Genomic DNA, 26,197 nt, shown 5'->3' on the forward strand with positions numbered 1-26,197 from the left:
AGAATTTATCCAGTGACACATGAATACACGTATTGCTTTCCAAACTTTTATAGATTTGACGCAGATGGTTTTTCGTCTGTTGCATCTATTAAAAAAACTTGAATATCTTTTCCGAGCTTTTCACTGATCTTTTTCGCTTCTTCCTTTAATGCATTTACTTTTGACCGTTCTTCATCTCTTTGAACGATTACCACATAGTACCCAATATTTACTTCTTCACTTTTTAAGTATTGAGGAAGTTGCTGTTCCAGTCCTTGGTCTAATTTGGAGCTACTAGCTCTTTTAACTTCAATTAAAACTCTAGAAGAATACCCATTAGAAAATTTAAAGTCTACTGGGCCCCGTCCAGCATCAACTTCACGTGACATATCTATATTATTAATTCTACAATGCTCTTTCGAAATACCATAGAATAACAGCTGGGAAATTTCTTCTTTTCGTGGAACTCTCGGCTTATCGTTCCACAACAACTTATAACCAGCATTATTCACTATATTATTATTAAAAGATTCAATAAGTTTGCACACAAAATCTTTTAGTTCTTTCTCCTCCCTTGGTATATCCAGTTTTATACTATATTCTTCACTGATTTTTTTTGAAAGTTCATACCATCTATAAACCAAATTTTTATCTCTTTCTAAATCATACGAACTGGACCCCTGTTGTTCTACATATGATATGAATTTTTCTACTAAATCAGTTCTTTGGGTTGCAATATCAATAATATTTTCTTTACTTATTTGACTTTTTATTTCAAAATTAAAATCGTTTCTTAAAATTTCATTCTCAGTTGACCATGCCCAGTCGATGAAATTATCTGGACCAATACTTGGCAAATCCTTTAAAATGTTTTGGGGTACAAGCAACAATGGTTTTTTATTATACGGGTTTTGAGGCAATAAATATTCTTTCTTTTGCCATATTAAAAATTTATAATTAAATGTTCTAACATTAAAGTTCTCAGTAGGGATAGAATATTTATAGCAAATATTTTGAGTATATTCTATCAATTCATCTTTTATTATATTGGCGCAGATATCACTAATTCTATCTCGTCCAATGCCTGACTCCAATATAGCTATTTCTTCAAAATGATTGAAGTTTTGTACACCTATATTAATAGCATTATGTATTGATGATACTATACTTTCAGAGAATCCTTCACCTGTACCACTACCTCCCGTACTATTTCCCGAATAACCAAGACAAATTTCATCTACTTCAGGAAATGTAACCATCCTTTGTAGCTTATTTTCGATGATACTACCCTTGCTTCTGCTAGATTTGGCACCCAATTTGAATGCTTCATTAAAAAAATGAATTATTTTATTATGGGTTTGGGTAAATGGAGCTTTTTCATATTCAAAAAGTAAAAAGGGATCAATAAAAAGTTCGGTATCCACATCTAATATTGGATCAAACCATGTATCCGTAGAATCTTTTTGTATCTCATGTATTTCAGAAAACAGCATGATGTTCACTCCTTTAGATATGGAAAACATATAATAAATGCTTGCCCTAAAAAAAGCTGTCTGATGCCTCAATGTTTCCATTATTATAGGTCAATTTTGAATGTCTTTTGCGAAAAACTTAAAGTCGATCCATCTTTGTTAATATCATTGACTATCCTAATTATCCTTTGATTATCGTAATTTTCAGCAGAAACCTTAATTTCAACCTTATTAGTACCTTCTACAAGATATTGACTTAAGTTTAATGACAAATTAAACTGTCTCAATGATTTATCTAAATTAAGCTTTTTATTTTTTGGGCTCACGTTTTCATAAACCTCAACAAAATTTTGATTAAAATCTTTTTCATTTAAATTGATTGTAGTATTCTTTTCACGTTCATTAATTATGTTAATAGACGCTTGTGGCTCCTCTATATTTTTTAATTGGATCTCTAAATTAGAATCTTTGTTGTTTCGAAATTCAGCTTCAACCACTTGATTTTGATTAATTGAAATTAGTGTTGTAGCAACTCCAAGAAAGAATACTATCAAGCCAAGGTATATTAAATAGCCAAATGGAGATATCTTTTTCTCGAATCGATCCACTACCTCTATTGCTTTCATTATCTTTTTATTGTTGAAAAATTTCAAAATAAAAAGAGTTAAGATGACAATACTTGCAGTTAATACTGAAAAAAATAAACCAAACTTCATTGTAAATTCTAATATAATGCTTAAAATCGCTATACCCATAGTTGCAATTGCACAGTGTCTTATTGTTTCAAATATAGAAACAAACTTGGTGTCTGCTAGTTTTTCAATACTTTTTCGTTCTTCCTCGTCATTAAAGGCTTGGTACGTTTTAAACTCAGTATAAGCATAATTTAACACTCTTATTGTTACCGCTATAATAAATGTAAGAATAATTACAGATACAATGTAGTCAAACGTGAAAAGTGATCTAGTGTAAGCATTTGTAGTAAATGTATTCAACCATAGGTTCATTCCACCTTTTAATAAAAACCATGTTCCACCAAAGATGGTTAAGGTTACTACTAATCTGGTGGTTCGATCTACATTATTTTTAGTCATATTATTAGACCACAACCTTCAGAGTACTTTTAATATTCATAGATACTTTACCCCAATCCTGATCCATATGATACAGAAAATCCTTCTTGCTGGCTTCGTAGACGATCATACTTTCCTCTCCAATATCGTTTGGATAAGTCTAAGTTCATGGTTATTTGTGTTTATATGCATCCATTTTAACACATCTTTCCATAGATGGAAGAGCCATAACGGAGAAATTTATCGAAAATTGGAATATCTCTGATGGTATATGATATTTTCTTTTATAATGGAAGGGCAGGAGGGATCAAGCATGAGCATGGATTGCTGCACACGTTTTCAACACATGAACATATTCGGGAAGGCGCTCTGGGTGATGTTTCTGCTTCTAATCACCAGTGTTGTCTGGTACTTTGGACTGCCGCTCCTTCTTCCGGGAAACCTCGGCTATGTGCTAATTTTGTTCACCCCCTATCTTCTCGGCGGATTGTTATTCGGCCTGCTCTTGTTTGGATTGGCTCTGGGTGTGGTAAAGGTGTCGGAGTTGTGGAATAGGTAAAGAACCCCACTGCAACCTAGGTTTCTAACAATAAGGTAGGAGGATGTTAGGTATGCGGCAGGAAATAGCAGGTATTAAGATTCCGGATTCCCAGTTGGCGAAGGATGCGGCAGATATTCTGCGGGAGCAGGAGAATGGTCTGCTGTGGAATCATTCCAATCGTGTGTTTTTGTTCGGTGCCGTTCAGGGGCAGCAGGCGGCGCAGCCTTATGATCTGGAGCTGCTGTATGTGAGTGCGTTATTCCATGATCTGGGGCTGACCAAAGAATACAGCAGTCCGGATTTGCGTTTTGAAGTCGATGGTGCCAATGCGGCGAGAAGTTTTCTGCAGCAGTATCAGATCCCCTGAGGAGTCGTTGAACCTGGTGTGGGATGCGATTGCTCTGCATACGACGATCGGGATTACAGAACATAAGACGCCGCAGGTTTCTCTGCTTTATTCCGCGGTCGGTCTGGATGTGATAGGAGACAACTTTGATCAGTTCCCGGCTGAGCAGCGGGAGGAAATTGTCGAGGCGTTCCCGCGTAATAACTTTAAACAGAAGATCATCCCTGCGTTTTATGAAGGGTTCAAGCACAAGCCGGAAACGACTTTCGGCAATATTAAAGTAGACGTCATCTCCTACTACCAGCCTGACTACAAGCACAAGAATTTCCAAACACTTAGAGTACCGTAATTATAATCATGATCCATTTTACAATTTATTTTCTACTAAATTACCAATCATAGCCCGAGTCATATCCACTATCAATATCCGAGTCGAATGAATCAAAAGAAGCACTCCCTCTATCGTTACTAGAGTTAAAATATGAATCAGACGAGTGAAAAGTTCCGCCATCGTTGAAACTGCTATCATATTCAGGATACTGGGTATCGTAAGAATGATCTTCCCATCCGGCGGAATCATATTCGGTGTCATAAGCACCGTATCCAGTATCATAGCTGGCATCGTCTCCAAAGTTGTAGGAATCTCTTGACCAACCAAAATCCATACCTGACTCAAAACTGCTGTTGTTATTATCATATGGTAGTCGGGTTCCTCTCTCTCCCGTGTAAGGATTTATGTTTCCATAACTACTATAGTTATTCCAAAAATTCCCGTCTCTATCACTTCGAAAATGTCCCTCTACATGCGTTCCATCATCTCTAAAGTAACCATCCACCCATGTATCTGCATCTACAGAATCAATCATATTAATTTGAAATATCAAAGAAACCACAACTGCGATACCACTTTTTCTCATCTCAATCTGTCCTCCATGATTCAATATTATGATTGATATCTATGCTATCATAGAAATGACTTATTTTGTTAAAGGATGGAAATAGCAGTGCGTGAATTATTTTTTAAAATAAAACGTTTTATTTTTCATTTGCGGCATAGACATACCTTTTTGCAGCTTAAACAAGACTTGGACAATTTGGAGAAAAACAGAACGTCTCTGCTGGCGGACATGGATAAGTTAAAAGGTGAAAAAGAACCGATCGCTGACAACTGTATCACTACCCTTTGTGATACATATGAAGAAGCCCTACTCCAGGGTCCATCCGTTCCAGAGTTTTATTCTTCCCGCCATAACTCCTCCGCCTATCAGGAACTTGTTGAAAAACGGGAGAAATTGATCAGCGTCATCCGTTCGCTTATAGAAGAGTTACCCTTGATACAAGAAGAGAGAAATAAGGTGATCTACTTCCACCTTCAGCACGCCAAAGAATTTCTACGGCAGGTGGATCAATTACGGTCTTCCTATATCACCCATTCCATTATGAAATCTTTAAAGAACAATCTGGCTCAGGAGGCATATGATTTCTTTTATCCGGATTGGCAGCAGCTGTCTGAAGCTTCTATCCACCAGTTCCTGGACATGTATTATCATTTGTCTTCCAGAACTGCCGAGTGGAACAAGGAATACGTGGAAGCAGAATTGAAGAATAACAAGCACTTTTTCAATGATATTGATGGAAAATCGCTGGATGACCAGCAGCGTCTGGCTATTGTCACCGACGAAGACAGCAATCTGATTCTCGCCGGTGCCGGGAGCGGCAAAACATTGACGATCTCCGGAAAAGTAAAGTACTTGATAGAACAAAAAGGAGTGCGTCCCGAAGAGATTCTACTCATTTCTTTCACGAGGAAAGCAGCGGGAGAAATGCGGGATCGGATCGCCGACAAGCTGAATGTCGACATCGACGTGAAAACTTTTCATAAGCTGGGCTTGGAAATCATCTCAAATACTCAACAGAAAAAACCCACCATCGATAATTCCATGAATGATACGATTCAGTCTTTCTTAGAAACACAGCTTTACTATCACAAGAATTATTTACAGCTGCTTATGATGTTTTTTGGGCAGTACATTAAAATCCCCAAGGGTATTGAAGACTTTGACAGCCTGGGGGAATATCATGAGTACCATAAGAATCTGGATCTTGAAACATTAAAAAGCAAGGCACATAAGCAGGAAGAATTCATGGAAGAGAATACGGCCCGGCTGGCTGCAGAAAGTAGAACCTATCAGGGTGAAATCGTGAAGAGTACGGAAGAGTTTCTCCTTGCGAACTTTCTTTATTTGAACGGTATTTCTTATACGTACGAGAAGCCTTATGCCATCCTTACCGCTGATGAAAAGCACAGGCAGTACATGCCGGATTTTTACCTGGACGATTATGACATATACCTGGAGCATTTCGGAGTAAATGAACACGGCCGCGCTCCTCATTTAAGTCCCGTTGAAGAAAAACGGTACCTAAATGAGATGAACTGGAAGCGGCAGATACATCAGGAACATGGGACAACATTGCTCGAAACGTACTCATATTATAACCGGCAGGGTATCCTTCTGCAGCAGTTGGAACACATGCTCCAAAACGAAGGGGTGGAATTTCAGCCCATCGACAGCGAAACATTGTTCTCCCGGATCTACGATCATATTCATAACACATACCTGCTGGATTTCAAAAAATTAATAGGCAGTTTTATAACATTATTTAAATCAAAGGGATATCAATATGAAGATTTTCACCGATTGGAGAAGGAGAACCAACAAACCCGCTCCCCCTTTTTCAAAAAGAGAAATAAGGTCTTCTTTGCGTTGATTAAGCCCATCTATCGTTATTACGAAGAACATCTGCAACAGAATAATGCCATCGATTTCAATGATATGATCAACCGCGCCACGACGGTGGTGAAGAACACAGGGATTTCTTTTCCCTATAAATATATTATTGTGGATGAGTACCAGGACATTTCACAAAGCCGGTTTCATCTGATTGACGCGATCCGCAGGAAGACAAACGCCAGAGTGATGTGTGTCGGTGATGACTGGCAATCGATTTTCCGCTTTGCGGGAAGCGACCTGGAATTGTTCACGAATTTCGGGAAGTATTTTGGCTATCATGAATTGCTGCGAATTGAAAAAACATACCGCAATTCGCAGCAGCTAATCGATACCGCCGGTTCTTTTGTCGTGCAAAATCCGGAGCAGTATAAGAAAAATTTAACATCGGATAAGACGCACGACTTCCCCATCCGATTATGTTTATTCAACCAGCATCAGATCACAAAAAGATTGAAGGAGATTCTCGATGAAATAGCAGACGGAACGGACTCAAAGGACTCAACGATCATGCTGTTGGGGAGAAATAATTATGATGTCAAAATATTGGAGAAAAGTCCCGATTTTACCCTTAAGAATAACAACAGTACCGTTGTTTATAAAAGACATCCCGGCTTAACCATTGAATTTATGTCCGTTCATAAATCGAAGGGGCTGGAAGCCGATTACGTCATCCTGTTAAACGCGAAAAACGGAAAAACAGGTTTCCCTAATAAAATGGAGGACGATCCGCTGCTGGAATGGGTGCTCCAGACAAGTAATACTTATTTATTTTCAGAAGAACGACGGTTGTTTTACACAGCCCTTACAAGAACAGAAAACGTGACGTACATCTTAGTGCCTGAAAAAAGCCCTTCTACCTTCGTCAAAGAGCTAAATGAAGATTATAATATTTCTTATGAAACAAATCACTATACTCCGCGCGAACAAGCCCTGAAATGCCCGCGCTGCAGAACCGGAGAACTGATGGTACGGAAGAACTCATTTGTGGGATGCAGCAACTACCCGCAATGCCATTATACGATCAATGACACATCTGTATTGAACCATCAGAAGAGATGTAAAAGCTGCGGCGGGTTTATGGTCATACGAAAAAATCAGAAAGGAGAATCTTTCTATGGATGCAGCAACTTCCCTCTTTGCGGGCGTTCAGAAAACATGCAGGAGACTGCTGCGGCCTACGAAGAAAACTGATTATTTTCTGCTCATAGTCGGTATTCTTTTTCTTACGGGTTTATGGTATGCCGCATCACCGCGTTTTGGTTTTGTGGTTATGGTGTTTGGTCCGTTTTTCATCGGAGGCCTGGTATTCGGTCTGCTTTTGTTCGGATCGGCACTGGATGCGGTCAATGTTTGCAGGGTTTTGAAAAGGTGATGCCATATTACAGTAGGTGCTGGTCAAATTGTGTTTTTTGCAAAAGAAATGATAGTACGGAGCTCGAAGCGGAGTATCGTGTCGTATTCCGGTCCTCCCGTTTTCGCCTGGCTGCTTAACAGCCTTTATGGCATTTTTCCCATCTACCCGCCCTGATAGATATGTAGATTTTTAAAATAACGAAACAGAGGGGAAACGGTCATGGCTATGACGATCAGGTAGGAGACCCCTGCAGACTACGGCGCGACGGAGGCGTTTGGGGATGAGACCTGCAGCGATCCGACGGAGCAGGTGCTCGTTGAGAACCTCCGGGAGTCGGAGGCGTTCATTCCGGAACTGTCGCTTGTGGCGCTCGACAGCGGAGAGCACATCGTCGGTCACATTCTGCTCTCCCGGATTACTATTGAGCATGGAGAAACCGCTGTGGATTCGCTGTCGCTTGCGCCTGTGTCGGTGGCGCCGGAACACCAGAATCAGGGAATCGGTACGCAGTTGATGCGTGATGCGCTGAAACGAACCGGAGAGCTTGGGTTTTCGTCGGTCGTGGTGCTCGGGCATCCGGAGTATTACGCCAAATTCGGCTTCGAGCGGGCGGATCAGTGGGACATTCAAGCGCCGTTTGTGGTCCCGCCCGAAGCCTTTATGGTGCTGGAGCTGACAGAACATGCCCTGGACAAGGTGCAGGGTGGCGTCGTACAGTACTCCCGGCCTTTTTGGGAGGAATAAAAAAAGACAGCTGCCGCAATATACGGAGCTGCCGAATGCTGTTTTCAACATCATAATCGCATATACAGTTTTTATCGTAATGTTATCTGTAAGGGGGGGCAATGAATTGATTGATGAATTAAAAAGAATGCTTGATAGTTCTACTAATGATGAAGTGAAATCCCTTTTATTTCAAATTCTTTTGCGAATTAATATGCTTGAAGAAACTGGCCGCTATACTGAGGGGCAATTTGTGGATGACTTGAAAAAAACATATAATGACTTTCTAAATTATAAAAGAAACCAAACTGTTGTAGAAGATAATAAAAGCTATAATGTTGTACATATTCTTTTTGGCGAAACAGCATCTGGTAGTTTAAAAAGAGCATTAGAAGAAATGGAATTGCAGGACAAAGAAAAAGTTATCTCCTTTTCGGATATGTTTTCTATTGGGCCGGTTTGGCAGCTGCATGAACAAGCGGGGCGTAACCATAGGTATGAATGGATAAAAAATCATCTAATCTATGAGGATGATGATATAGATGAATACCAGCATCGTTTCAATAACACAACTTCACTAATTCACGCTATTGCTAAAAATACACCAATTTTTATTTGGGTCGGAGAAAACTCTCACGAACAGACTGCTTTAAGATATGTTCTGTATTTATTAAAAGATAAAAATCATGACGTTTTCTTAATGAATACAACAGAGCAATATAAAAGTCAATTCAATATTCCAGCTGCTGATTGTTACCCGCTGCACACTGGAGAAATTGTACCCGAAAAATTAAGGTTCATTTATGAAAACGGTAGAAAGATTTCTTCTCCAGTAAGTCAAGAGCAACGTAAAGAATTGGAGGAGGAATGGCAGGAGTTATCCTCTACACAAGAGGTTCTACGGGTTTGGGAAAATAACAGAATACAGAGTGTAGATGAAGCCTATTATGATGACTATATAATCAATAAAGCCAAAAAGCTGCATAAAGAGCGAAAGAATAATGAATTTATGAAAGCAGCACGTCTTATAGGTGAGGTTATTGGCTATTTAGACCAATATATTGGTGATGTGTATTTTGAGTATAGAGTAAGACATTTAATCATGCATGGTGTTTTTGAAATAAAAGGTGTTCCAAAAGCCATGAGGTTTTATAGTGTAAAACTCAAAAACGAATAACCATATTGCATTAACGGTGGATTAGTTGAAGATTACACAACTAGAATTACAAGTGTAAACTTTGTGCGATAATCTCTAGTAACAAATAAGATTCGGTGCTGGACCCTCACAATAGAACCCCGGTGATACAGTTCTCCTCCCCTGTCATATATAATGTCATTAACCTTTTTTTACCCGGCCCCCAACGCCTTATCATAACACTCCGGCACACCACTAAAAATCAGCAATTTTATGGTATCGGCGGTTTGCCATGAAATATCGGCGCCATTCTGATTTATCAGCGTTCACTTCCACAATGTACCTGGTACCTGGTCCCCGCGATGGTACAAAAATAACAGCAAAAATGAGTGAGGTCGTTTTATATGGAAGAGCCTCTGTTTACAGGAAAAGTTAGAAGAAAAATTAGTATGGTGACTCCTGTTGAGCAAAAAAATATTACTTTTGACAGGAATGAAATTAATGTACTTCCTGAATTGTCTGAAGCAAGTTCCAGACGGCTTCGACCACTTCATCTGGACAATCTGTATGGATTGTTGTATGTCCAGCATTTTCGAGTATAAGGTGCTCCCCACGCGGTACTGAATTTGCTAATTTTGTATAGGTCGTATTTTTAGCATTATTAAACGGATCAATCATATCACGCAAGAATGATTCACTCGTCATTGGAATCATGAATGGGTCAATTCCCATCGCTGTAAAAACGATCAACGGGACATCTGGCATGTCTCCTCCTTCACGAACTTCGTTATAGAGCTCGGTGTTCAAGTTTTTCCTTTCTTTCATCGTTTTCATTAATGTCCTGAGATGATAGTTAATCAGCGGTTCACGTATCGAGTCTGGCCAGTTTGCAAGCATCTGGTCGAATATACCTCGAAAGGATTTCTTGTAAGTTAGGAATGTGCGAAGGATGGGAAAAATCTGCTGAAGTAAGTAACGTTTCTTTAACTTGGGTGTATTGGTGAGAAAATCCTCGTGAGCCGGTTCTAGCAGGAGCATCCCGGCCACTTCATCTGGAAATCGCTGTGCGTACCGGCGTGCGTATATTCCACCTAACGAGTGTCCGACGAACAGAAAAGGAGCTGGTACACCAGCGGTATGCAAAAGACTCCTTAATTCATCAGTGACTTCGTGGGCACTTCGGGGTAGCTTAACTTGATCGCTCCAGCCTGTTCCCGCTCGATCATAAATCACTGATGTTGTACGCTGACTAATTTTATTGTGAATATTTAGATAATCAAGTCCAATCATGCCGGCTGCCGGTAAAAATACTACTGTTGGACTTCCGGTCCCAGAACAGGCTAGTGACAAACGTCGTCCTTCCACGTTGTAGAAATTATCAATCGGCGCTCCACTGTCCAAGGGCTTATCACCTTGGTGTTTCTTTATATTTTCTTTCATCGTATCAAGACTAATGTCTTGAGTTTCCACATCGGCAACAATTCGTTTAACCTTCATTCTTACCACCTCCCAGTTGTCACTACTTTCTACCATCACTACAAATAATCCTTGTTAAATATACCTGATTTCTTTTGAAAGTTTAATTCAATAAAAATGAAAAAAAGAGCGCCACTCAATTTCAGAATCGCGCCCATTATTTAATGCCATAATGGCAGGATTGTAATCTGCATTATCTACAATTTCAGTATCAGCACGACACCAATGCTCAATCTAATTAATAAATCGCGGTTTTTGTTGACTTGATTTTAGAACATGAACTTATCACTCTCTCAAACAGGAAGTAATATTAGCCACAAATCATCAAGCATTACTGAGATTCAGAAACAGCTGTGAAGCGTTCATTTATATGCTGTGGATTTTCAATCTCATCTAACAATGCTACTGCATAATCGGCATAACTAATATAGCTATCTCCTTTAGAATTCACAAGTAAGTTGTCTTTCCCTGTTTGATAAGTACCTGTTCTTGGCCCTTTAGGATCGAATGAAGCTGAAGGACTAAAATATGTCCACGTTATATCTTGGGACGTTTTTAAATTTTCAAGGTTCCTCCCCTGCCCTTTTGCTGTTGACTTTACCTTATCCGGAAGATCGGATGTATCGAACAGCTTATTAGATTGTTTTTCATCCACATACAGGCTGCCTGCTCCTCCGACGATAATAGCCCTTGTCTTTGTACCTTTCAAAGCCTCAATTAACGCATTTCCTGCTGTAACATGAGGTTCTTCTTCACCAATAGCTACACCGAAAGCATTAACGACTACTTCAATAGGGGTTAGATCTTCTGAGGATAGATCATAGATATCTTTCTCTACAACTTTCACCTTTTTGTTTGTTAACTTTGAAGCATCCCTTACAATAGCTGTGACATCATGCCCCCGTTCAGTGGCTTCTTTTAAAATGGTGTTTCCCGCTTTACCGTTTGCTCCTATAATTCCGATTTTCATTTGCAATTCCTCCTAAAAATTTTTACGACACGTTTTGTTTTGTTTTTCCACTCATCGCACTATGTTTCAAACACACCAACCACTGATAAACTAATAAAGGCAATTTGTCTAAGTGTTGCTCTCTCTTTCAACATTAATCCCGCCAACATTAAAGTAAAAATCGGAACCGTTGCATGAATAACGCCTGCTTCCAAGGAAGAGGTACGAGCTAACCCAAACACTTGCAGTGAAAAGAACAACAGTGGATAAAATACAGCTAATGGTAAGATACTTGATAGATCCCGCCAATTGACCTTTAATTTGATTTTTTTCAATCGTATGAAAAAGATAACGCCGACCAATGCAATAGTAAATCGATGGGCGAGCACATCCATAGGACTTGCAACCATTAAGGCGGTTTTGACAAACATAAACGTAAGCCCAATAATGAATGCAAGGATAATTGCTGCAAAATACGCCTTCTTCTTATCTGCCATATCAACCAACTCCAATTATTATTTATCCGGCCGGTAATGTTAGCTTATAAAAGAATCACCATTTGCACGATATGAAAAATACGCATCTGTATCGGTACAGATGCGCGGGAGGCTTTGCATGCTCAAATATGAAACGATATACAACGAACTGCATGATCAAATTCAAACGGACAGCTTACCATCTGGTGCAAAACTACCCTCTATTCGATATTTATCACAACACTATTCTTGCAGTAAAAGTACAATACAGACAGCTTTAGTACAGCTTGAGGACCAACACATGATCTATGCCATTCCTAAAAGCGGCTATTATGTCGTAGATCACCAAAGCCCACATACTCCATCATCGACTCATTACATAGATTTTGCGACGTCATCACCAACGTGGCACCTTTTCCTTACAAGGATTTTCAACACTGCATTAACCAAGCGATTGATACTTATCAAGAGGACTTGTTTCGATATGGTACGCCAAAAGGTTTACCATCATTGATTGCAGAGGCAAAAAAATTGCTAGAAACGTATCAAGTCTTCATAATTGATGAGCAAATTTTTGTTACTTCAGGCATTCAACAAGCCCTCGCTTTATTAAGCATGATGCCGTTTCCAAATCGTTGCTCAACCATTCTTGTTGAACAGCCAAGCTATCACTTATACATGGACCTTATAAAAACACATCAACTACCAGCCGTTGGCATTCAACGTACAACCAAAGGAATTGATTTAGACGAATTAGAACATATCTTTTGTCATGGTAATATTAAGTTTTTTTATTCAATGCCACGGTTCCACAATCCCTTAGGATCTTCTTACAGTAAAAAAGAAAAGGAAACCATACTTCAACTGGCAGACAAATACGATGTGTATATCGTAGAAGACGATTATTTAGCTGATTTTGAACAAACTACGAAGCTGGATCCACTATTCACCTATGATGTGCATGACCGTGTAATCTATTTGAAAAGCTTTTCTAAAATTATGTTTCCTGGCTTACGAGTCGGATTCGCCATATTACCTAGAGTATTAAAAGACCGTTTCCAAAAATATAAATATACCACCAACATTGATAGCTCGATGATTTCACAGGCAGCCTTAGAGCTTTACGTGAAGAGTGGCATGTTTGAACGTTATCGAGCACAGGTAAGTGAGGCATATATTACGCGTGCCAAGACCCTTCAGCAATCCTTAAAAACACATTTACCCATGTATGAAACTCCATCGGAGACAAGTATGCACAGCCATATCGTTTTGCCAAAACAAGTAAATATGAACGTCCTTATTCATCACATCATTTGAAACAACAGAAGGTTTTACTAGATACCATTGACCGAAACTATTTAGATGATTTTTATCGTGAAAGAATATTAAAGTTAAATGTTTCAAAAGTAGAGAATCATAAAATTGAGAGCGGTATTAAAGAAATTGCCACCGCTTTGAGCAACGCCAAAAACTACTTTATTTAATTAAGTCAAACTCAAGAAAGAAGTTTACGAAGTAACGCCGCTATGATTTATTACTCCTGCCAAAAGGTGGTGAAAGTTGTCCGTCATACTCAAGCTCATAAACCAAATATCCGAATTTTTCGCGCCATTTGTAGAATGGCTGGAAATGCTGGTTTTGGAGGGTACCAAAATATAAAGAAGGGACATGATGGAGGTTTTAATGGTTGGCGGCGGTATTGCCGGTCTAACACTGGCTGATTGTCTGCTTGATTTTTTCTCTTCCCATTCGGGTTCAGAGACTTTAACGATTCGACTGGGTAGTGAATTTTCTCAAGTTCATACAGCAGCCCTATTTTTTCAGCGCTCTCATATCCGGGCCCGAAAAAAATCGATCATATAGCCTTCCGGGCGAAGTTCCGGGGATTTTTCCAAGATGGTCACGGTGTGTCCCGACTATGTGACCCTGTGGGTCCGGGAGATCGGCATGCGGTTGGCTCTCACTCCTCCATTCAGCCGGTTCATCAATCTGAACAGAGCAAAGCTCCCTAAATAACTGTTTAAAAAGATAGGTAGATATAGTATTTGATTTTCTATAGTATTGCTGTGAAATTAATTATTAAGGAATTTTCTCCTCCACTTTTACTGCAACATATACCTGCATGTCCCGATTGATGTACCAAACAGCAGTCGTTTCACACCGTGCCAAGCTGAACTCCGAACGCGCTAGTAATTTCACCATTCTCTTCTTCTATCCTGTATTCTTTACTAATACAACTATTTTCGTATGGCTTTCTCCAATCATAGCGTGATTTATTTTTCCATAACTGAAATTATAATAAAAACAACTTAGATAACACGCTTTGGAAGGAGTGCAGGATATGAGTTCTGCAACAAACTATAAGAATACAACGGAACATGCTGGTTTGAAGGAGTGGCTTGGACTTTTCATACTCACGCTCCCCACATTGCTCTTATCATTGGACGTCACGGTACTGCATCTCGCGCTTCCACATTTCGCGATGGATCTTCAGGCAAATAGCACCCAACAATTATGGATACTGGACATTTATGGATTTATGATTGCGGGATTTCTGGTAACGATGGGCTCACTAGGAGATCGGATCGGCAGGAAAAGGTTGTTGATTACCGGGGCTGGCGCGTTTGGAATGGCTTCCATTGCAGCGGCTTATTCTACCAGCGCTGAAATGTTAATCTTAACAAGAGCGCTATTAGGAATTTCCGGCGCTACGCTGATGCCATCAACGCTGGCGCTCCTCCGCAACATGTTCCAAAATCCGAAACAACGAACGTTTGCCATCAGTGTATGGATGATGAGTTTTTCCGGAGGGGCAGTATTAGGTCCGGTAGTGGGAGGGATATTGCTTGAATTTTTTTGGTGGGGATCTGTCTTCCTGCTGGGTGTGCCTGTCATGGTTCTTCTGCTTATAACAGGACCTTTCCTGTTACCGGAATACCGGGAAATGCATCCGAATAGATTAGATTTGTTTAGTGTGACACTATCAATTACTTCCACTTTATTCATTATTTATGGAATAAAGGAAATAACCAGGATCGGGTGGCAAGTCATTCCTTTGCTGTTTTTATTGCTCGGTCTTATCATAGGCTGGAGTTTTATCAAGCGTCAAGTCAAACTCCGCAACCCTTTGATCGATTTAAAACTATTTCGCAGCAAAGCTTTTAGCGGCTCGCTGGGGCTGATGCTGCTTGGGATGACCTTGAACGGTGGATTTGTGCTTCTGTTTGTCCAGTACTTACAAATGGTGCTGGGAATGACACCACTTGAAGCCGGGGTATGGATGATACCTTTGTCGACAGGAAGCATTATCGGATCGTTAATTACACCTTTGCTCCTTCGTTGGACATCTCGCACCAACTTAATTGCAATCGGGTTATCTATTTCGGCACTAGCATATTTGCTGATGATCTTCGCGACTGATTCCACCATGGCGGTCCCTATTACAAGCAGCGTTCTACTCACACTCGGTTTCGGACCTCTATTTGTTCTTTCTACTGATTTAATCATTGCATCGGCACCCCCTGAAAAATCAGGATCAGCTGCATCGCTGTCGGAAACATGCGGGGAACTTGGTATGGCACTTGGCATTGCGATTTTTGGCAGTATATCGATTGTCATCTATCGATTTCAAATTGAAATACCAAACGATATTTCGTCAGAATTTGCTGAAACCTCACGTGATTCCCTTTCAGGCGCACTAAGTGTGGTGGAACAAATGCCAGTAGATTCTGCTTCGAAAATTCTTATTCAAGCACATGGGTCATTTATGACAGCTTGGAATATAGTAGGGATAATAGGCTTCCTCCTGCTTATTGTCCTTGTTATCTTAACCTTCACCCTTATTCGAGAGGAAAAAGGGAACCAAGTTTAATTAAGGAGAATTTTATGAGATACTTGTTTTCTATAACCTCTCCTTAATATTTTAAAAATGAGGTGATTTCGTGTCAGAAGAGCAGATCAATGACAAGGAAGAGGACCTTCAAAAAACACTCATTCATGAAGAAAGAAAAAGATTTGCCCGGGATCTGCACGATTCGGTAAACCAGAAATTATTTTCATTATCCCTCCTCTCACGTGGTCTAAGTAATAATCTGAGCAATGAAGATGAAAATGTCAGAAAAGGAATACAAGACATCGAGAAATTGGCGCAAGAAGCTCTATTCGATTTGCGTAATCTTATATGGCAGTATCAGCCTGTTGATACTGAGCAGGACTTTCTTGATTTGTTGAAGGAATACGGAAAAAAAGTCGGGCTAAACGTTACGATCGAGTGTTATGGTGAAGACATCGACCTTTCGGAACATTATGTGGAGGCTATGCTGCGCATCGGGCAGGAGGCATTAAACAATGTAAGAAAGCACTCTGGAGCAGATCAAGCCTTCATCCAATTTGATATAAACCATCATGACTTTAAGCTGGAAATCGCCGATCAAGGATGCGGCTTTAAAACAAACTTTACGGAGAATCAACACACATTATTTGGGATCACCGGTATGATAGAGCGTGCCTCTCAAATAGGCGGTGAAATCCGTGTTTCCAGTTCACCGGGAAGTGGTACTGTAGTATGTTTGTTTGTTCCAATTCAAGCAGACAAACGGAGAAAGCCATGATCAAGCTATTGTTAGTGGACGATCATTTCATCGTCATTAATGGGCTGAAGTATTTTTTTCAAACGCAGGAGAATATTCAAATCGTCGGGCACGCACTTAACGGTGAAGACGCTATACAAAAAGTAGAAGCTCTGCGCCCGGATATCATCCTCATGGATATCGTGATGCCTGATATGAGCGGAGTGGAAGCAACCAAACGCATCAAGGAGAATTTCCCTGATTCTAAAGTCATAGTTCTGACAGGTTTTTCTGATCGAGACTCGATCGTTGAAGTTATTAAGGCAGGTGCAATCGGATATCAATTAAAAGATGTGGATCCCGATATATTAATGGAGACGATTATAACCGCAATGGAGGGTAAAAAAACAATACACCCCGAAGTGGCAAATAAATTAGTGACCCTGTTAGAAGATGATACAAAAGCACAACATCGGCTTCATAGTTTAACAAATAAAGAAAAAGAAGTCCTTTATCACATCACTTTAGGGAAAAGTAATAAAGAAATCGCTGCGGAATTGGGTATAACGTACATGACGGTAAAAACACATATTTCAAGAATCCTTGGAAAGATGGAAGTTCAAGATCGTACGCAAGCAGCCATATATGCTTTGAGGAATAAATGGTTTGATTCTCCAGGACCTTGCGATCAATCTGATTGACCTTCTTGCTGGCTTCGTAGACGATCATACTTTCCTCTCCAATTCCGTGAGGATAAGTCATCTCCCACTACCAGCCTGACTACAAGCACAAGAATTTTTGCGAATGCATGATCCACTCCCCGTGGCCGGATAACGAACAGTTAATAAACAGCCGATCGAGTAATAGCGCAGCTTTTGCGGTACCGAAACTTTCAGCATGATAAGAACAGAATCCTCTTACATTTCAACGGAGCTGACAAAAAAAAATCACGTTCCACCGCAGCTTAACTGCCTGGAACGTGATTGCATACATTTACTTCTTTTTCGATTTTCATTCTTCACCAATGTTACCTCCCTTCCACCTTCCAATGGTTCATTCCCAAACAAAACAGGAGACCTTTTCCCAGATCTCTTCTCTCACATTTATTTGTATATTTTCCAGCTTATCGTTAAACTCCTGTAAGTCATTTGACTTAATAAATGTTATAATAACAAAAAGATACCATTTTAAGGAGTAATCCCATGCCTAAAAAAATAGACCTTGCTGAGAGAAAAGAGCAAATTGTGAAAGCAACGTTTGATGTTATTTATCAATATGGGTTCGAAAAAACCACCTTACGTGAAATCGCGAAACATGCTGGATTGTCTTTAGGATCGGTTCAATATTTTTTCCCTAAACAACGCGACATCTATTCCTTTGCCATGGAGGTTATTTTTCACAGATTTGAAGTAAGAATGCAGCAGGTGGTCGATGTGGAAGAAGATCAGGATATCTTTGAAGCCGCTGTTCGCATGGGAAAACAAATTGTTCAGATTCATACAGAAGAAGGGCGGATCGAGAATGATATCTGGGTAAAATTCACCTTGATGGCTAGTATGAACCCCGAATATCAGGACCTGAGAGAAGAATACCGCAAAATCAATCTTAATTTTGCAGAGAGGATATTACGCATTCTGCATCAGCATGGATATATTAGGAATGCGAACAAGATCAAAGAGGAGGCGCATGCCTTCATTATATTTATTACCGGCCTGGTATTTGAATCGGTGATTTACGACTATTTGTATGACGAAGAACTCGTGGACAATAAAGTCAGAGAGTATTTAAAAAATATTTGTTATTAACACATGGGAAACAAAAGGGAAAAGCAAGACTCCAGAGGCTTATGCCCGAAGAGTCTTGCCATTCGCCCGCGGTATACGACAGACTATTGATTATTGTTCATCATTTCATCAAGTCTGTCTCGATTATCCTCGATCCATTCCTGCGCTACTTTTTCCGGATCTTCGCCGTCATCAATTTTAATAATCATCTCTTCCATGTCAGGAATGGATATCGTCAGCTCCTCTAAAAACTCATACGCTTCCGGTGCTCTCTCCTTGAGATCATGATAAGCGAGAGGGTGAATCGAACTTCCTGAAAAATACTCGGGGTGTTCCTTATTCGTCAGTATTTTCAACCCTAACTCATTAAACATGGAATGAGGTCTCCATCCGTACAATAAGATAGGTTCATTCTGATCGGTGCTTGCTTTCGCCGCAGAGATCATCGCACCTTCTGAAGAGTTCACCAGCTCCAGATCAAGATCATAGGCATCTATTAGTTCCTGCAGCTCATCCATAGCAGGATCCCCGTCTTGAATGGCGATTACTTCATTGTTTACCAAACTTTCGTTCCCAACCAGGTCTTCCACATCATTGATGTCTTCCATATATTCCGGAACAACCATTCCGGCATTCGCATCCTCATAGATCGGTGATAGCTGCTCAATGGAATCGGAATATTCCTCTAAATATTGGGTCTGCTGCGGATACCAGGAGTCCATATAGATATCAATATCGCCTTCCGCCATCGCAGCATAAATGGCAGAAAGATTCGCTTCTTCCACTTCAACAGGATATCCCATTTCTTCCAGAATGGCTTTCACAATCTCTGTAGGCGGTACCGTACTTGTCCAGTTTGTTAAGCCCAATACTAATTCTGGCTTCTCTTCATTATTCGCTTCCTTTGTTTCTTCTTCTGTGCCCTCTCCTGATTCCTCTTCGCTATCCGTTTGTGAACATGCAAATACAGCGATGGATGCTAATAGAAATATTATAAGCAAAACTATTTTCTTCATTTCAAAACGACTCCTTTTTGTATGCTGCTTGGTCTATTTATTCTTCCAGAAATTCTCCCCTGCTTCTTCAAGCCAATCAACAATATTGTCATTACCAATTCGGGATACACCCAATTCCTGAATATAATAGAGGCATTCTTCCAGGTTTTCCGGCGCACCGGAAGATTTGATCTTGATTCTGCCATTTACAAGGTCACTCATGGCTCTCACATTATCCATACCTGTATTTTCATACGTTTCTGCCCTATTGTCCTGATAATCGGCCTGCCCAGAGCCGTCGTAGCCCGCGGCAAATCCCGTAGCGTTCTTCACAAAATCCGCTCCGGATTCAATCACTAATTCACAAGCTTCCGCTAACTCCTTCCGGGTTTTTAGATGCGGGGTTTCAATGATGACTTTCACCATACAGTCCTTTTTTCTATTCTTTGCTGCCTGAACCACCTGCTTTAATTCGTCTAACACATATTCCTCATCGCCATCTTTAAAGCGTGCTATGTTCATGACCATATCAATTTCATCTGCACCATCATCGATGGCGGCTAAAGCTTCATGGACCTTGGTTTTGGTCGTTTCAAATCCAAACGGAAACCCAACCACGCCGCTAATACCGGCTTTGTCCCCTATCACTTTTTTTGCCACAGCCACATCTGTCGGATAACAACATAAGCAGGCAAGTCCATAGTCCAGCACTTCCTGACTTCTTTTTTCTATCGAATCCCTCGTTCTGTTCTGCCAAAGGATCGAGTAATCGATATGCGTGCAAAATTCTTCTCTTTTCATTTTTCAACCGCCTTTTTTCTTCTTCATGGCTGCCATGTTTCTCATTCCATACATTTAAATGTTTGTTGCTGGAGGGAAGTATTTAAATATTCCTGACCAAAAATTTTGGTAATACAAATGACTTAAAATGATTGTAATACATTTGACTTATAAAAACAAGGAGATTTCATTTGTTTCTTAAAAAGTAGATGTATTCAGGATACCGGGTACGTCCATATAAAAAAGCCCTCATTCCAGGGCTTTTTTTCAACGTTATGCTGCTTTTGATGTGTCCTGTTCTTTCGGCTTGCGGTCGTTTTTTTCAACGACGCGTATCATGTTCAGCGGGGATCATTTCCTTCATTTTTCAGCTGATCTGTATCTTAAGTCCAGGCATAGAGATTAGGCGTCACGTCTTGGCAGCGGATAGAATCCGTTGTAGAGCTGCTCCCATAGCGGTTCGGGGAGGTGATACTTCGTCGGCTCATTTGGATCAAAGGTGGCGTTGATTTCCTGGTCGCGGCCCTCCTGGATTTTCCGGACAAACTGGTAGTCGAGCAGCAGCTCCCGTCCGAGGCAGACTAATTCGGTGCCGGTCTCAAGAGCCTTTAGCGCATCCTCCGCTGTGAAAATGGAGCCAATACCGATTAATGGAACACGGCCGTCGATCCAGTCGTGGATCAATTGAATCCGTTTCTGTCCTGCATACGAACCTTCCCGTGTCTCGGAATGAATATCCATCAAGGATACGTGCAAATAGTCCAGTGGCTGCCCGGCTAATTGATCAATCAACTCTTTTGTTAAATCCATCGTTATTCCCGGGGATTCGGCTTCTTCCGGGGAGAAGCGGTAGCCGACAATGAAATCGTCGCCCCCATGCTCTTTCGCTGCGTCGGTTACTTCTTTCACCACAGCGAGAGGAAATTTAAATGGATCGGCCCATTCATCGTCCCGGCGATTATAATACGGGGAGACAAACTGCTGAATCAGGTAATGGTTGGCGCCGTGAATTTCCACGCCGTCAAAGCCTGCCTGAGCGGCACGTCTGGTTGCTTCCCCAAACGCCTGGATCGTTTCTTCAATTTCTTCTTGTGTAATAGGACGGGCCTGATGCTTTTGCGGCTCGCCAAAGCTTGCCAGCTCCATTTCGCTTGGCGCAGCCACATCGCCGCCCGGGGTCAATGCCGGGAGGGACTGGGCCCCGCCGTGATGAATCTGGGCAACAGCTTTTGCGCCGTGCTTTTTCATCGCAGAGGCCTGCTCGCGAAGGCCTTCAATGTCTGAATCTCTGGCGATGGACGGCTGCCCGGGGAAAGCTTTGCCTAAAGCTGTTACGTTGCTTGCTGCTGTGATGGCGAGCCCCACGTCCTCCGACCGTTTCTCAATATACGGGAGCTCGCGGTCAGAAATGGTGCCGTCTTCGTTGGAGGACACGTGGGTCAGTGGTGCCAGGACGAAGCGGTTTCTTAATGTGACTCCATTCGGCAATGGTAATGGTTGAAATAGCGGGGTGAATTTATCATTCATGGTTTATATCCTCCTTCTTCCCGTAAACTATAGCATGATGCAAAAGGCATCGCGAGTATACTGCTTATCAATATCCGGATTCACCATGCGAAATGGCAGGAACTAATTATGGCAACCGGACAAAAAGCGGAATCCGTTAACCAAGCTGTGCAGCGGCTCAAAATCAGGTTTAATGACGCTTTTTCGTCCATCTTTCCGATTTTTGTTGTAATGATGGTTGTTACGCCGATTCATCGCTTATTTATGGCTGGCTTTCCTTTCATGTGTTTCAATGTTTTTAGAAATGAACTCCGTTTACGAACGGGAATGGATGGTTTTATATGAGATTGCTGGGTATTATCATAGAGAAGATAGGCTTAGTTTTGTTAATTATTTATCAAATAATTCACTTGGCTCAAGGTTCGCCTGATGATTTTCCCATGCACTTTTTATGGGTTATAGCAGGGATTGTTATTGCAGGTGCATTGATTCAGTTTATTGACTATATAACGAAAAAGATCAAAAATAAGTAATACTCCTTATTTGGGACAAAGAGCTGCGGTATGTCCCAGGAGAATTCACGCGGTTATTGAATGTATAGATTTTTAAAATAATAAAACAGAGGAGAAACGATGATGGATATTACGATCAGGCAGGAGACGCCTGCAGACTACCGCGCAACGGAAGCTTTAGTGAAACGAACATTTGGGGACGAATCCTTCAGCGATCCGACGGAACACGTGCTGGTGGAGAACCTGCGGGAGGCGGATGCGTTCATTCCGGAGCTGTCACTGGTGGTATTGGACAGCGGGGAGCAGATCATCGGCCACATTCTGCTCTCCCGGATTACCATTGAAGATGACAGAGCCTCCGTGGAGTCACTCGCACTTGCGCCTGTCTCGGTGGCGCCGGAACACCAGAATCAGGGCATCGGCACGCAGTTGATGCATGATGCGCTGAGACGGGCCGGAGAGCTTGGGTTTTCGTCGGTCGTTGTGCTCGGGCATCCGGAGTATTATGCGAGGTTCGGCTTTGAGCCGGCGGGCCGCTGGGATATTTCCGCACCTTTCGACGTGCCGGAAGAATCCTTTATGGTGCTGGAGTTAACCGAGCATGCGCTGCTCGAGGTGCAGGGTGTCGTGCAGTATTCCTGGCCTTTTTTGGAGGAGGAATGAAACGAAGCGAGGTGCGGGGCTGATAAATCGGCGGATGTTTTGTAGATATCGGCGCTTTTCTCCATATATCGGCGGTTTCGGGCCGGAAATCGGCGGTTGGTCCGCATTTATCGGCGGTTTGAAACGAAATACCGGCGGATGCTTATGGTTTTCACCCGGATCCAAGCGTCATCCCGCCGTCGACCACAATTTCTGCACCTGTGCAGTACGAACTTTCATCTGAGGCGAGAAACGCAGCAGCTCTGGCGATTTCCTCCGGCTGGCCGATGCGTCCGAGCGGAACGGATTGGTACGATTCCGGAACGCCTTTGCCTTCGGTGGCCATGTCGGTCTCGATACCGCCGGGGTGAATCATGTTGACGCGTATGCCTTTCTTCCCCAGTTCCACGGCCGCGGCTTTGGACATCGCCACGACCGACGCCTTTGTCGCCGCGTAGGCGGATGATTGACTGATCGGCGCAAATGCCGAGACCGATACATTGTTAACGATAGACCCTTTCTGCTGTTTCTCCATGTACGGAATCACGGTCTGCATGCCGAGAAAGATGCCGAACTGATTTACATTAATCATCTGCTGGTAGTCATCCACGGTCAACGCTGGGCTGATTATGTCGGAAATCGGATTAATTTTTACTCCGTCTTCCAGAAGTGGTGGTACCGGATCAAAAATAAATAAGCGCTCACCTGAGCCTGGCTGATAAATCGCATCGGCGGCTGCCACCTGGATATCAGCGATTTTTCCATTATATAGGCGATACGTGCGAAAGTCCTGCCCGCCAATAAGCCGCGGCGGCAATCTTCAAACGATCCCAAACAAAATATTCCGAATATTAGTTATGTTTGATATACTTAGAACAAGGAGGGTACGTTATGCAATCAATGGGATTCGGAATTTTACGACTTCCGGAGTGGATGCTTAGATTTGCTTATTTGAATGTCTTATGGATCTTTTTCTCATTATCAGGATTAATAATATTCGGATTTTTTCCCGCCACCACAGCCATGTTTTCCATTGTTCGAAAGTGGCTTAAAGGCGAGGTTGAAACGCCGGTTTTTAAAACATTTTGGAACAACTACAAGACGGATTTTTTTAAAAGTAATAAGTTAGGACTTTTAATTACAGTTACAGGAGTTTCTCTTTATGTCTATTATATTTTGATTCAGCAGATTGACGGGACCATGTCTTATATTCTCCGTTACTTATCGTTATTGGTTTCTTTCATTTACATTTTAACACTTTTATACGTCTTTCCCGTTTTTGCTCACTATGAAACGAAAGTGATGTCGATGATAAAAACTTCTTTTTTGGTAATGATCGTCTCTCCTGTTTCCACCCTTATGACAATGGCAGGGATGACCCTTCTTTATTTCACGGCGTTTTATTTACCAGGTTTAATACCAGTTTTCGGTGGAAGTGTCTTGTCCTTTCTCCTCATGTGGTCAGGGGAAATCGCCTTTTTTAACATCACCCGTAAAAAAAGCAAATTATTTCGTTATACGAAACTGAGTTAAAAGGTGATCAGTTGGCTGGATTGACCATTGCATTGGCTTGATACGTATCGAAGGCGGTTTTTTTTTACTATAAAATAAAATTATATATTTAAAATTTAATGAGTTGGAGGCTGCAATATTGAAAATTATAATGATCTCCATTGATTCCCTCCGAGCCAAGAGATTAGGCAGTTATGGCTATACAAAACCTACAAGTCCTTATATTGATAAAATTGCTTCTGAAGGAGTCCTTTTTGAGAAAGCGTTCGCAACAGATATACCAACAGAAGTGGTGCACACCTCTATTTTCACGGGAAAAGTAGGCCTTCGAACCGGGGTTGTGTCTCATGGTTCCGAAATCACAGACCTGCCTAAGTCGGTGGAGTGGCTGCCAACAATGCTTCGTAAAGCCGGTTTTACGACGGGCGCTGTTGATAATTTATTTCAACTGAAAGAGTGGTTTGCCCGGGGTTTTCGTTATTATATTAACAGTGTCGGAAACAAGCGGTGGATTGATGGGGAAACGGTTAATGCATTGGCCAAACCTTGGCTTAAAGAACATAAAGAGGAAGACTTTTTCCTTTTTTTACACTACTGGGATCCCCACACCCCTTATTTGCCACCCGAAGAATATACAAACCAGTTTTATGATTCAAATAAAGACCCTTATGATAAGAACAACAAAAGCATGGAACAAGCGTACAATCATATGGCATACCCTTTTTTTAAATATTATCACTTTGACTTAATTGGTCCTGTCACAGATGCTGAATATGTTAATGCGCTGTATGATGCAGAAGTCCGTTATCTAGATGATAAAATAAAGGAATTGGATGAGTATCTTGAGGAACTTGGGATAAAGGAAGAAACAATGCTTATTGTTTTTGGAGATCACGGCGAGAGTCTCACCGAACATGATATTTATTGGGATCACTGCGGTCTCTATGATACTACTGTTCAGCTCCCCCTTATCATGAGATGGCCGGGTCATATTCCTGACGGTACACGTGTGAATGGAATGGTTTCTCAAGTGGATATGATGCCCACTATTTTGGAAGCCATCCGAGAAAATGCGGATAATATCGAAGCACCTCCTTCTCCTGAAAAGATGGATGGAAAAAGTTTGTGGCCTTCCATACAAGGCCAGGAAAATGGTACCCGGTCTCGAGTATATTTAAGTGAATGCGCCTGGCAGGCCGCCAGAGGTATACGTACCAATAGATATAAATACATTCGAACGAAAGACAGCGGTCCTTTTGAACGGCCGCCGCAAGAGCTTTATGACCTGAAGAAAGATCCCGCCGAAATAAATAACCTTGCCGAGCACAACAAGGAGCTCACCAAACAATTTGATGAGGAATTAGATGAGGAGATCCATCGTTTATTACAAGGCCAAGAGGATCCAATGATGGTGCAATTACAAGAAGAGGGGCTTCCTTTCCGAAAACGTATTGAAAAAATCTTAAACGAAGTAAACCTCACCTGGGACGAATGGCGCGAGAACCCATCTAAAGACAGACTAGAACAGAAAGCCCTTAAATAAGAGGGCTTTCTTTATTTGATTTACATCCTTTTCTAAACA

General features: G+C 41.4%; 22 protein-coding genes and 3 pseudogenes. 15 read left to right on the plus strand and 10 right to left on the minus strand.

The window, feature by feature from the left end; genetic code table 11:
• Window positions 1-47: 47 nt before the first annotated feature.
• Together ACW9JV_RS14535 and ACW9JV_RS14540 are read right to left on the minus strand one after the other, a co-directional pair.
• A complete protein-coding gene (locus ACW9JV_RS14535) occupies window positions 48-1,472 on the minus strand; it encodes a hypothetical protein (RefSeq protein ID WP_457335685.1) in 1,425 nt (474 codons plus the stop codon).
• An 83-nt stretch (window positions 1,473-1,555) separates the two neighbouring features.
• Window positions 1,556-2,545 (minus strand): hypothetical protein, encoded by a 990-nt coding sequence (locus tag ACW9JV_RS14540; RefSeq protein ID WP_457335687.1) that lies wholly within the window; start codon window positions 2,543-2,545, stop codon window positions 1,556-1,558.
• A 292-nt stretch (window positions 2,546-2,837) separates the two neighbouring features.
• Here ACW9JV_RS14540 and ACW9JV_RS14545 point away from each other — a divergent pair, with 292 nt between their 5' ends.
• Window positions 2,838-3,083 carry a hypothetical protein gene (locus ACW9JV_RS14545; protein WP_457335689.1) on the plus strand — a complete coding sequence of 82 codons (246 nt, stop codon included), beginning with the start codon at window positions 2,838-2,840 and terminating at the stop codon, window positions 3,081-3,083.
• A 52-nt stretch (window positions 3,084-3,135) separates the two neighbouring features.
• Window positions 3,136-3,760: pseudogene (locus ACW9JV_RS14550) on the plus strand (HD domain-containing protein).
• A gap of 40 nt (window positions 3,761-3,800) precedes the next feature.
• On the opposite strand, the gene ACW9JV_RS14555 reads toward ACW9JV_RS14550, so the two are convergent.
• Window positions 3,801-4,328, minus strand: coding sequence for a hypothetical protein (locus tag ACW9JV_RS14555; RefSeq protein ID WP_457335691.1), 528 nt, complete (start codon window positions 4,326-4,328; stop codon window positions 3,801-3,803).
• Window positions 4,329-4,538: 210 nt separating this feature from the next.
• Between ACW9JV_RS14555 and ACW9JV_RS14560 the strand changes: the two genes are divergently transcribed.
• From ACW9JV_RS14560 to ACW9JV_RS14570, 3 genes and pseudogenes are all read left to right on the plus strand, one after another.
• Window positions 4,539-7,394: a UvrD-helicase domain-containing protein gene (locus ACW9JV_RS14560; RefSeq protein ID WP_457335693.1), complete on the plus strand. Its 2,856-nt coding sequence runs from the start codon at window positions 4,539-4,541 to the stop codon at window positions 7,392-7,394.
• A 430-nt stretch (window positions 7,395-7,824) separates the two neighbouring features.
• Window positions 7,825-8,301 (plus strand): annotated as a pseudogene (locus ACW9JV_RS14565) (GNAT family N-acetyltransferase); the annotation flags it as partial.
• Between the two features lie 106 nt (window positions 8,302-8,407).
• Window positions 8,408-9,457: a DUF1835 domain-containing protein gene (locus ACW9JV_RS14570; protein ID WP_457335694.1), complete on the plus strand. Its 1,050-nt coding sequence runs from the start codon at window positions 8,408-8,410 to the stop codon at window positions 9,455-9,457.
• Between the two features lie 456 nt (window positions 9,458-9,913).
• Here the strand turns inward: ACW9JV_RS14570 and ACW9JV_RS14575 are convergent, their stop codons facing one another.
• The 3 genes from ACW9JV_RS14575 to ACW9JV_RS14585 all read right to left on the minus strand — a co-directional run bounded on the left by ACW9JV_RS14575 (window position 9,914) and on the right by ACW9JV_RS14585 (window position 12,337).
• Entirely contained in the window at window positions 9,914-10,912 is a 999-nt protein-coding gene (locus ACW9JV_RS14575; protein ID WP_457335696.1) for an alpha/beta fold hydrolase, read from the minus strand.
• 310 nt (window positions 10,913-11,222) lie between these two features.
• Complete coding sequence (locus ACW9JV_RS14580) at window positions 11,223-11,861, minus strand: NAD(P)-dependent oxidoreductase (protein WP_457335698.1); 639 nt, start codon at window positions 11,859-11,861, stop codon at window positions 11,223-11,225.
• Window positions 11,862-11,920: 59 nt separating this feature from the next.
• Entirely contained in the window at window positions 11,921-12,337 is a 417-nt protein-coding gene (locus tag ACW9JV_RS14585) for a DMT family transporter (protein ID WP_457335700.1), read from the minus strand.
• Between the two features lie 118 nt (window positions 12,338-12,455).
• Between ACW9JV_RS14585 and ACW9JV_RS14590 the strand changes: the two are divergent.
• The 5 genes and pseudogenes from ACW9JV_RS14590 to ACW9JV_RS14610 all read left to right on the plus strand — a co-directional run bounded on the left by ACW9JV_RS14590 (window position 12,456) and on the right by ACW9JV_RS14610 (window position 18,689).
• Window positions 12,456-13,800: pseudogene (locus ACW9JV_RS14590) on the plus strand (aminotransferase-like domain-containing protein).
• 857 nt (window positions 13,801-14,657) lie between these two features.
• Complete coding sequence (locus ACW9JV_RS14595) at window positions 14,658-16,187, plus strand: MFS transporter (RefSeq protein ID WP_457335702.1); 1,530 nt, start codon at window positions 14,658-14,660, stop codon at window positions 16,185-16,187.
• A gap of 70 nt (window positions 16,188-16,257) precedes the next feature.
• Complete coding sequence (locus ACW9JV_RS14600) at window positions 16,258-16,926, plus strand: sensor histidine kinase (protein WP_457335704.1); 669 nt, start codon at window positions 16,258-16,260, stop codon at window positions 16,924-16,926.
• The gene (locus ACW9JV_RS14605; RefSeq protein ID WP_457335706.1) at window positions 16,923-17,585 is read left to right on the plus strand and encodes a response regulator; all 663 of its coding nucleotides are present in this window, start codon (window positions 16,923-16,925) and stop codon (window positions 17,583-17,585) included. Before ACW9JV_RS14600 ends, ACW9JV_RS14605 begins: the two co-directional genes overlap by 4 nt.
• A gap of 501 nt (window positions 17,586-18,086) precedes the next feature.
• Window positions 18,087-18,689, plus strand: a complete 603-nt coding sequence (locus ACW9JV_RS14610; RefSeq protein WP_457335708.1) for a TetR/AcrR family transcriptional regulator — start codon at window positions 18,087-18,089, stop codon at window positions 18,687-18,689.
• A gap of 83 nt (window positions 18,690-18,772) precedes the next feature.
• Here ACW9JV_RS14610 and ACW9JV_RS14615 read toward each other — a convergent pair whose 3' ends face one another.
• The 3 genes from ACW9JV_RS14615 to ACW9JV_RS14625 all read right to left on the minus strand — a co-directional run bounded on the left by ACW9JV_RS14615 (window position 18,773) and on the right by ACW9JV_RS14625 (window position 21,970).
• Window positions 18,773-19,684 (minus strand): glycine betaine ABC transporter substrate-binding protein, encoded by a 912-nt coding sequence (locus ACW9JV_RS14615; protein ID WP_457335710.1) that lies wholly within the window; start codon window positions 19,682-19,684, stop codon window positions 18,773-18,775.
• A gap of 33 nt (window positions 19,685-19,717) precedes the next feature.
• Window positions 19,718-20,464, minus strand: a complete 747-nt coding sequence (gene deoC / locus ACW9JV_RS14620; protein WP_457335712.1) for a deoxyribose-phosphate aldolase — start codon at window positions 20,462-20,464, stop codon at window positions 19,718-19,720.
• 381 nt (window positions 20,465-20,845) lie between these two features.
• Window positions 20,846-21,970, minus strand: coding sequence for an NADH-dependent flavin oxidoreductase (locus ACW9JV_RS14625; protein ID WP_457335714.1), 1,125 nt, complete (start codon window positions 21,968-21,970; stop codon window positions 20,846-20,848).
• Between the two features lie 108 nt (window positions 21,971-22,078).
• Between ACW9JV_RS14625 and ACW9JV_RS14630 the strand changes: the two genes are divergently transcribed.
• The 3 genes from ACW9JV_RS14630 (at window position 22,079) to ACW9JV_RS14640 (ending at window position 23,124) form a co-directional block, all read left to right on the plus strand.
• Window positions 22,079-22,294 (plus strand): hypothetical protein, encoded by a 216-nt coding sequence (locus tag ACW9JV_RS14630; RefSeq protein ID WP_457335716.1) that lies wholly within the window; start codon window positions 22,079-22,081, stop codon window positions 22,292-22,294.
• Window positions 22,291-22,482, plus strand: coding sequence for a hypothetical protein (locus tag ACW9JV_RS14635; RefSeq protein ID WP_457335718.1), 192 nt, complete (start codon window positions 22,291-22,293; stop codon window positions 22,480-22,482). Before ACW9JV_RS14630 ends, ACW9JV_RS14635 begins: the two co-directional genes overlap by 4 nt.
• A gap of 102 nt (window positions 22,483-22,584) precedes the next feature.
• Complete coding sequence (locus ACW9JV_RS14640) at window positions 22,585-23,124, plus strand: GNAT family N-acetyltransferase (protein ID WP_457336072.1); 540 nt, start codon at window positions 22,585-22,587, stop codon at window positions 23,122-23,124.
• Window positions 23,125-23,275: 151 nt separating this feature from the next.
• Here the strand turns inward: ACW9JV_RS14640 and ACW9JV_RS14645 are convergent, their stop codons facing one another.
• On the minus strand, window positions 23,276-23,920 hold the full coding sequence (locus ACW9JV_RS14645; protein ID WP_457335720.1) for an SDR family NAD(P)-dependent oxidoreductase: 645 nt from the start codon (window positions 23,918-23,920) through the stop codon (window positions 23,276-23,278).
• Window positions 23,921-23,994: 74 nt separating this feature from the next.
• Between ACW9JV_RS14645 and ACW9JV_RS14650 the strand changes: the two genes are divergently transcribed.
• Both ACW9JV_RS14650 and ACW9JV_RS14655 read left to right on the plus strand, forming a co-directional pair.
• The gene (locus tag ACW9JV_RS14650; protein ID WP_457335721.1) at window positions 23,995-24,636 is read left to right on the plus strand and encodes a YesL family protein; all 642 of its coding nucleotides are present in this window, start codon (window positions 23,995-23,997) and stop codon (window positions 24,634-24,636) included.
• A 118-nt stretch (window positions 24,637-24,754) separates the two neighbouring features.
• Complete coding sequence (locus tag ACW9JV_RS14655) at window positions 24,755-26,158, plus strand: sulfatase (RefSeq protein ID WP_457335723.1); 1,404 nt, start codon at window positions 24,755-24,757, stop codon at window positions 26,156-26,158.
• Window positions 26,159-26,197: the final 39 nt, after the last annotated feature.

This window comes from Salibacterium sp. K-3, from assembly GCF_054052005.1.

What these genes read in the sequence shown, in the direction of transcription:
- ACW9JV_RS14545 (WP_457335689.1), top strand. Translation starts at nt 2,838, where the DNA reads ATGAGCATGGATTGCTGCACACGTTTTCAACACATGAACATATTCGGG.
- ACW9JV_RS14585 (WP_457335700.1), bottom strand. Translation starts at nt 12,337, where the DNA reads ATGGCAGATAAGAAGAAGGCGTATTTTGCAGCAATTATCCTTGCATTC.
- ACW9JV_RS14635 (WP_457335718.1), top strand. Translation starts at nt 22,291, where the DNA reads ATGAGATTGCTGGGTATTATCATAGAGAAGATAGGCTTAGTTTTGTTA.
- ACW9JV_RS14630 (WP_457335716.1), top strand. Translation starts at nt 22,079, where the DNA reads ATGGCAACCGGACAAAAAGCGGAATCCGTTAACCAAGCTGTGCAGCGG.
- ACW9JV_RS14610 (WP_457335708.1), top strand. Translation starts at nt 18,087, where the DNA reads ATGCCTAAAAAAATAGACCTTGCTGAGAGAAAAGAGCAAATTGTGAAA.
- ACW9JV_RS14640 (WP_457336072.1), top strand. Translation starts at nt 22,585, where the DNA reads ATGGATATTACGATCAGGCAGGAGACGCCTGCAGACTACCGCGCAACG.
- ACW9JV_RS14555 (WP_457335691.1), bottom strand. Translation starts at nt 4,328, where the DNA reads ATGAGAAAAAGTGGTATCGCAGTTGTGGTTTCTTTGATATTTCAAATT.
- ACW9JV_RS14615 (WP_457335710.1), bottom strand. Translation starts at nt 19,684, where the DNA reads ATGAAGAAAATAGTTTTGCTTATAATATTTCTATTAGCATCCATCGCT.
- ACW9JV_RS14650 (WP_457335721.1), top strand. Translation starts at nt 23,995, where the DNA reads ATGCAATCAATGGGATTCGGAATTTTACGACTTCCGGAGTGGATGCTT.
- ACW9JV_RS14535 (WP_457335685.1), bottom strand. Translation starts at nt 1,472, where the DNA reads ATGCTGTTTTCTGAAATACATGAGATACAAAAAGATTCTACGGATACA.
- ACW9JV_RS14605 (WP_457335706.1), top strand. Translation starts at nt 16,923, where the DNA reads ATGATCAAGCTATTGTTAGTGGACGATCATTTCATCGTCATTAATGGG.
- ACW9JV_RS14625 (WP_457335714.1), bottom strand. Translation starts at nt 21,970, where the DNA reads ATGAATGATAAATTCACCCCGCTATTTCAACCATTACCATTGCCGAAT.
- ACW9JV_RS14575 (WP_457335696.1), bottom strand. Translation starts at nt 10,912, where the DNA reads ATGAAGGTTAAACGAATTGTTGCCGATGTGGAAACTCAAGACATTAGT.
- ACW9JV_RS14595 (WP_457335702.1), top strand. Translation starts at nt 14,658, where the DNA reads ATGAGTTCTGCAACAAACTATAAGAATACAACGGAACATGCTGGTTTG.
- ACW9JV_RS14580 (WP_457335698.1), bottom strand. Translation starts at nt 11,861, where the DNA reads ATGAAAATCGGAATTATAGGAGCAAACGGTAAAGCGGGAAACACCATT.
- ACW9JV_RS14560 (WP_457335693.1), top strand. Translation starts at nt 4,539, where the DNA reads ATGGATAAGTTAAAAGGTGAAAAAGAACCGATCGCTGACAACTGTATC.
- deoC (WP_457335712.1), bottom strand. Translation starts at nt 20,464, where the DNA reads ATGAAAAGAGAAGAATTTTGCACGCATATCGATTACTCGATCCTTTGG.
- ACW9JV_RS14540 (WP_457335687.1), bottom strand. Translation starts at nt 2,545, where the DNA reads ATGACTAAAAATAATGTAGATCGAACCACCAGATTAGTAGTAACCTTA.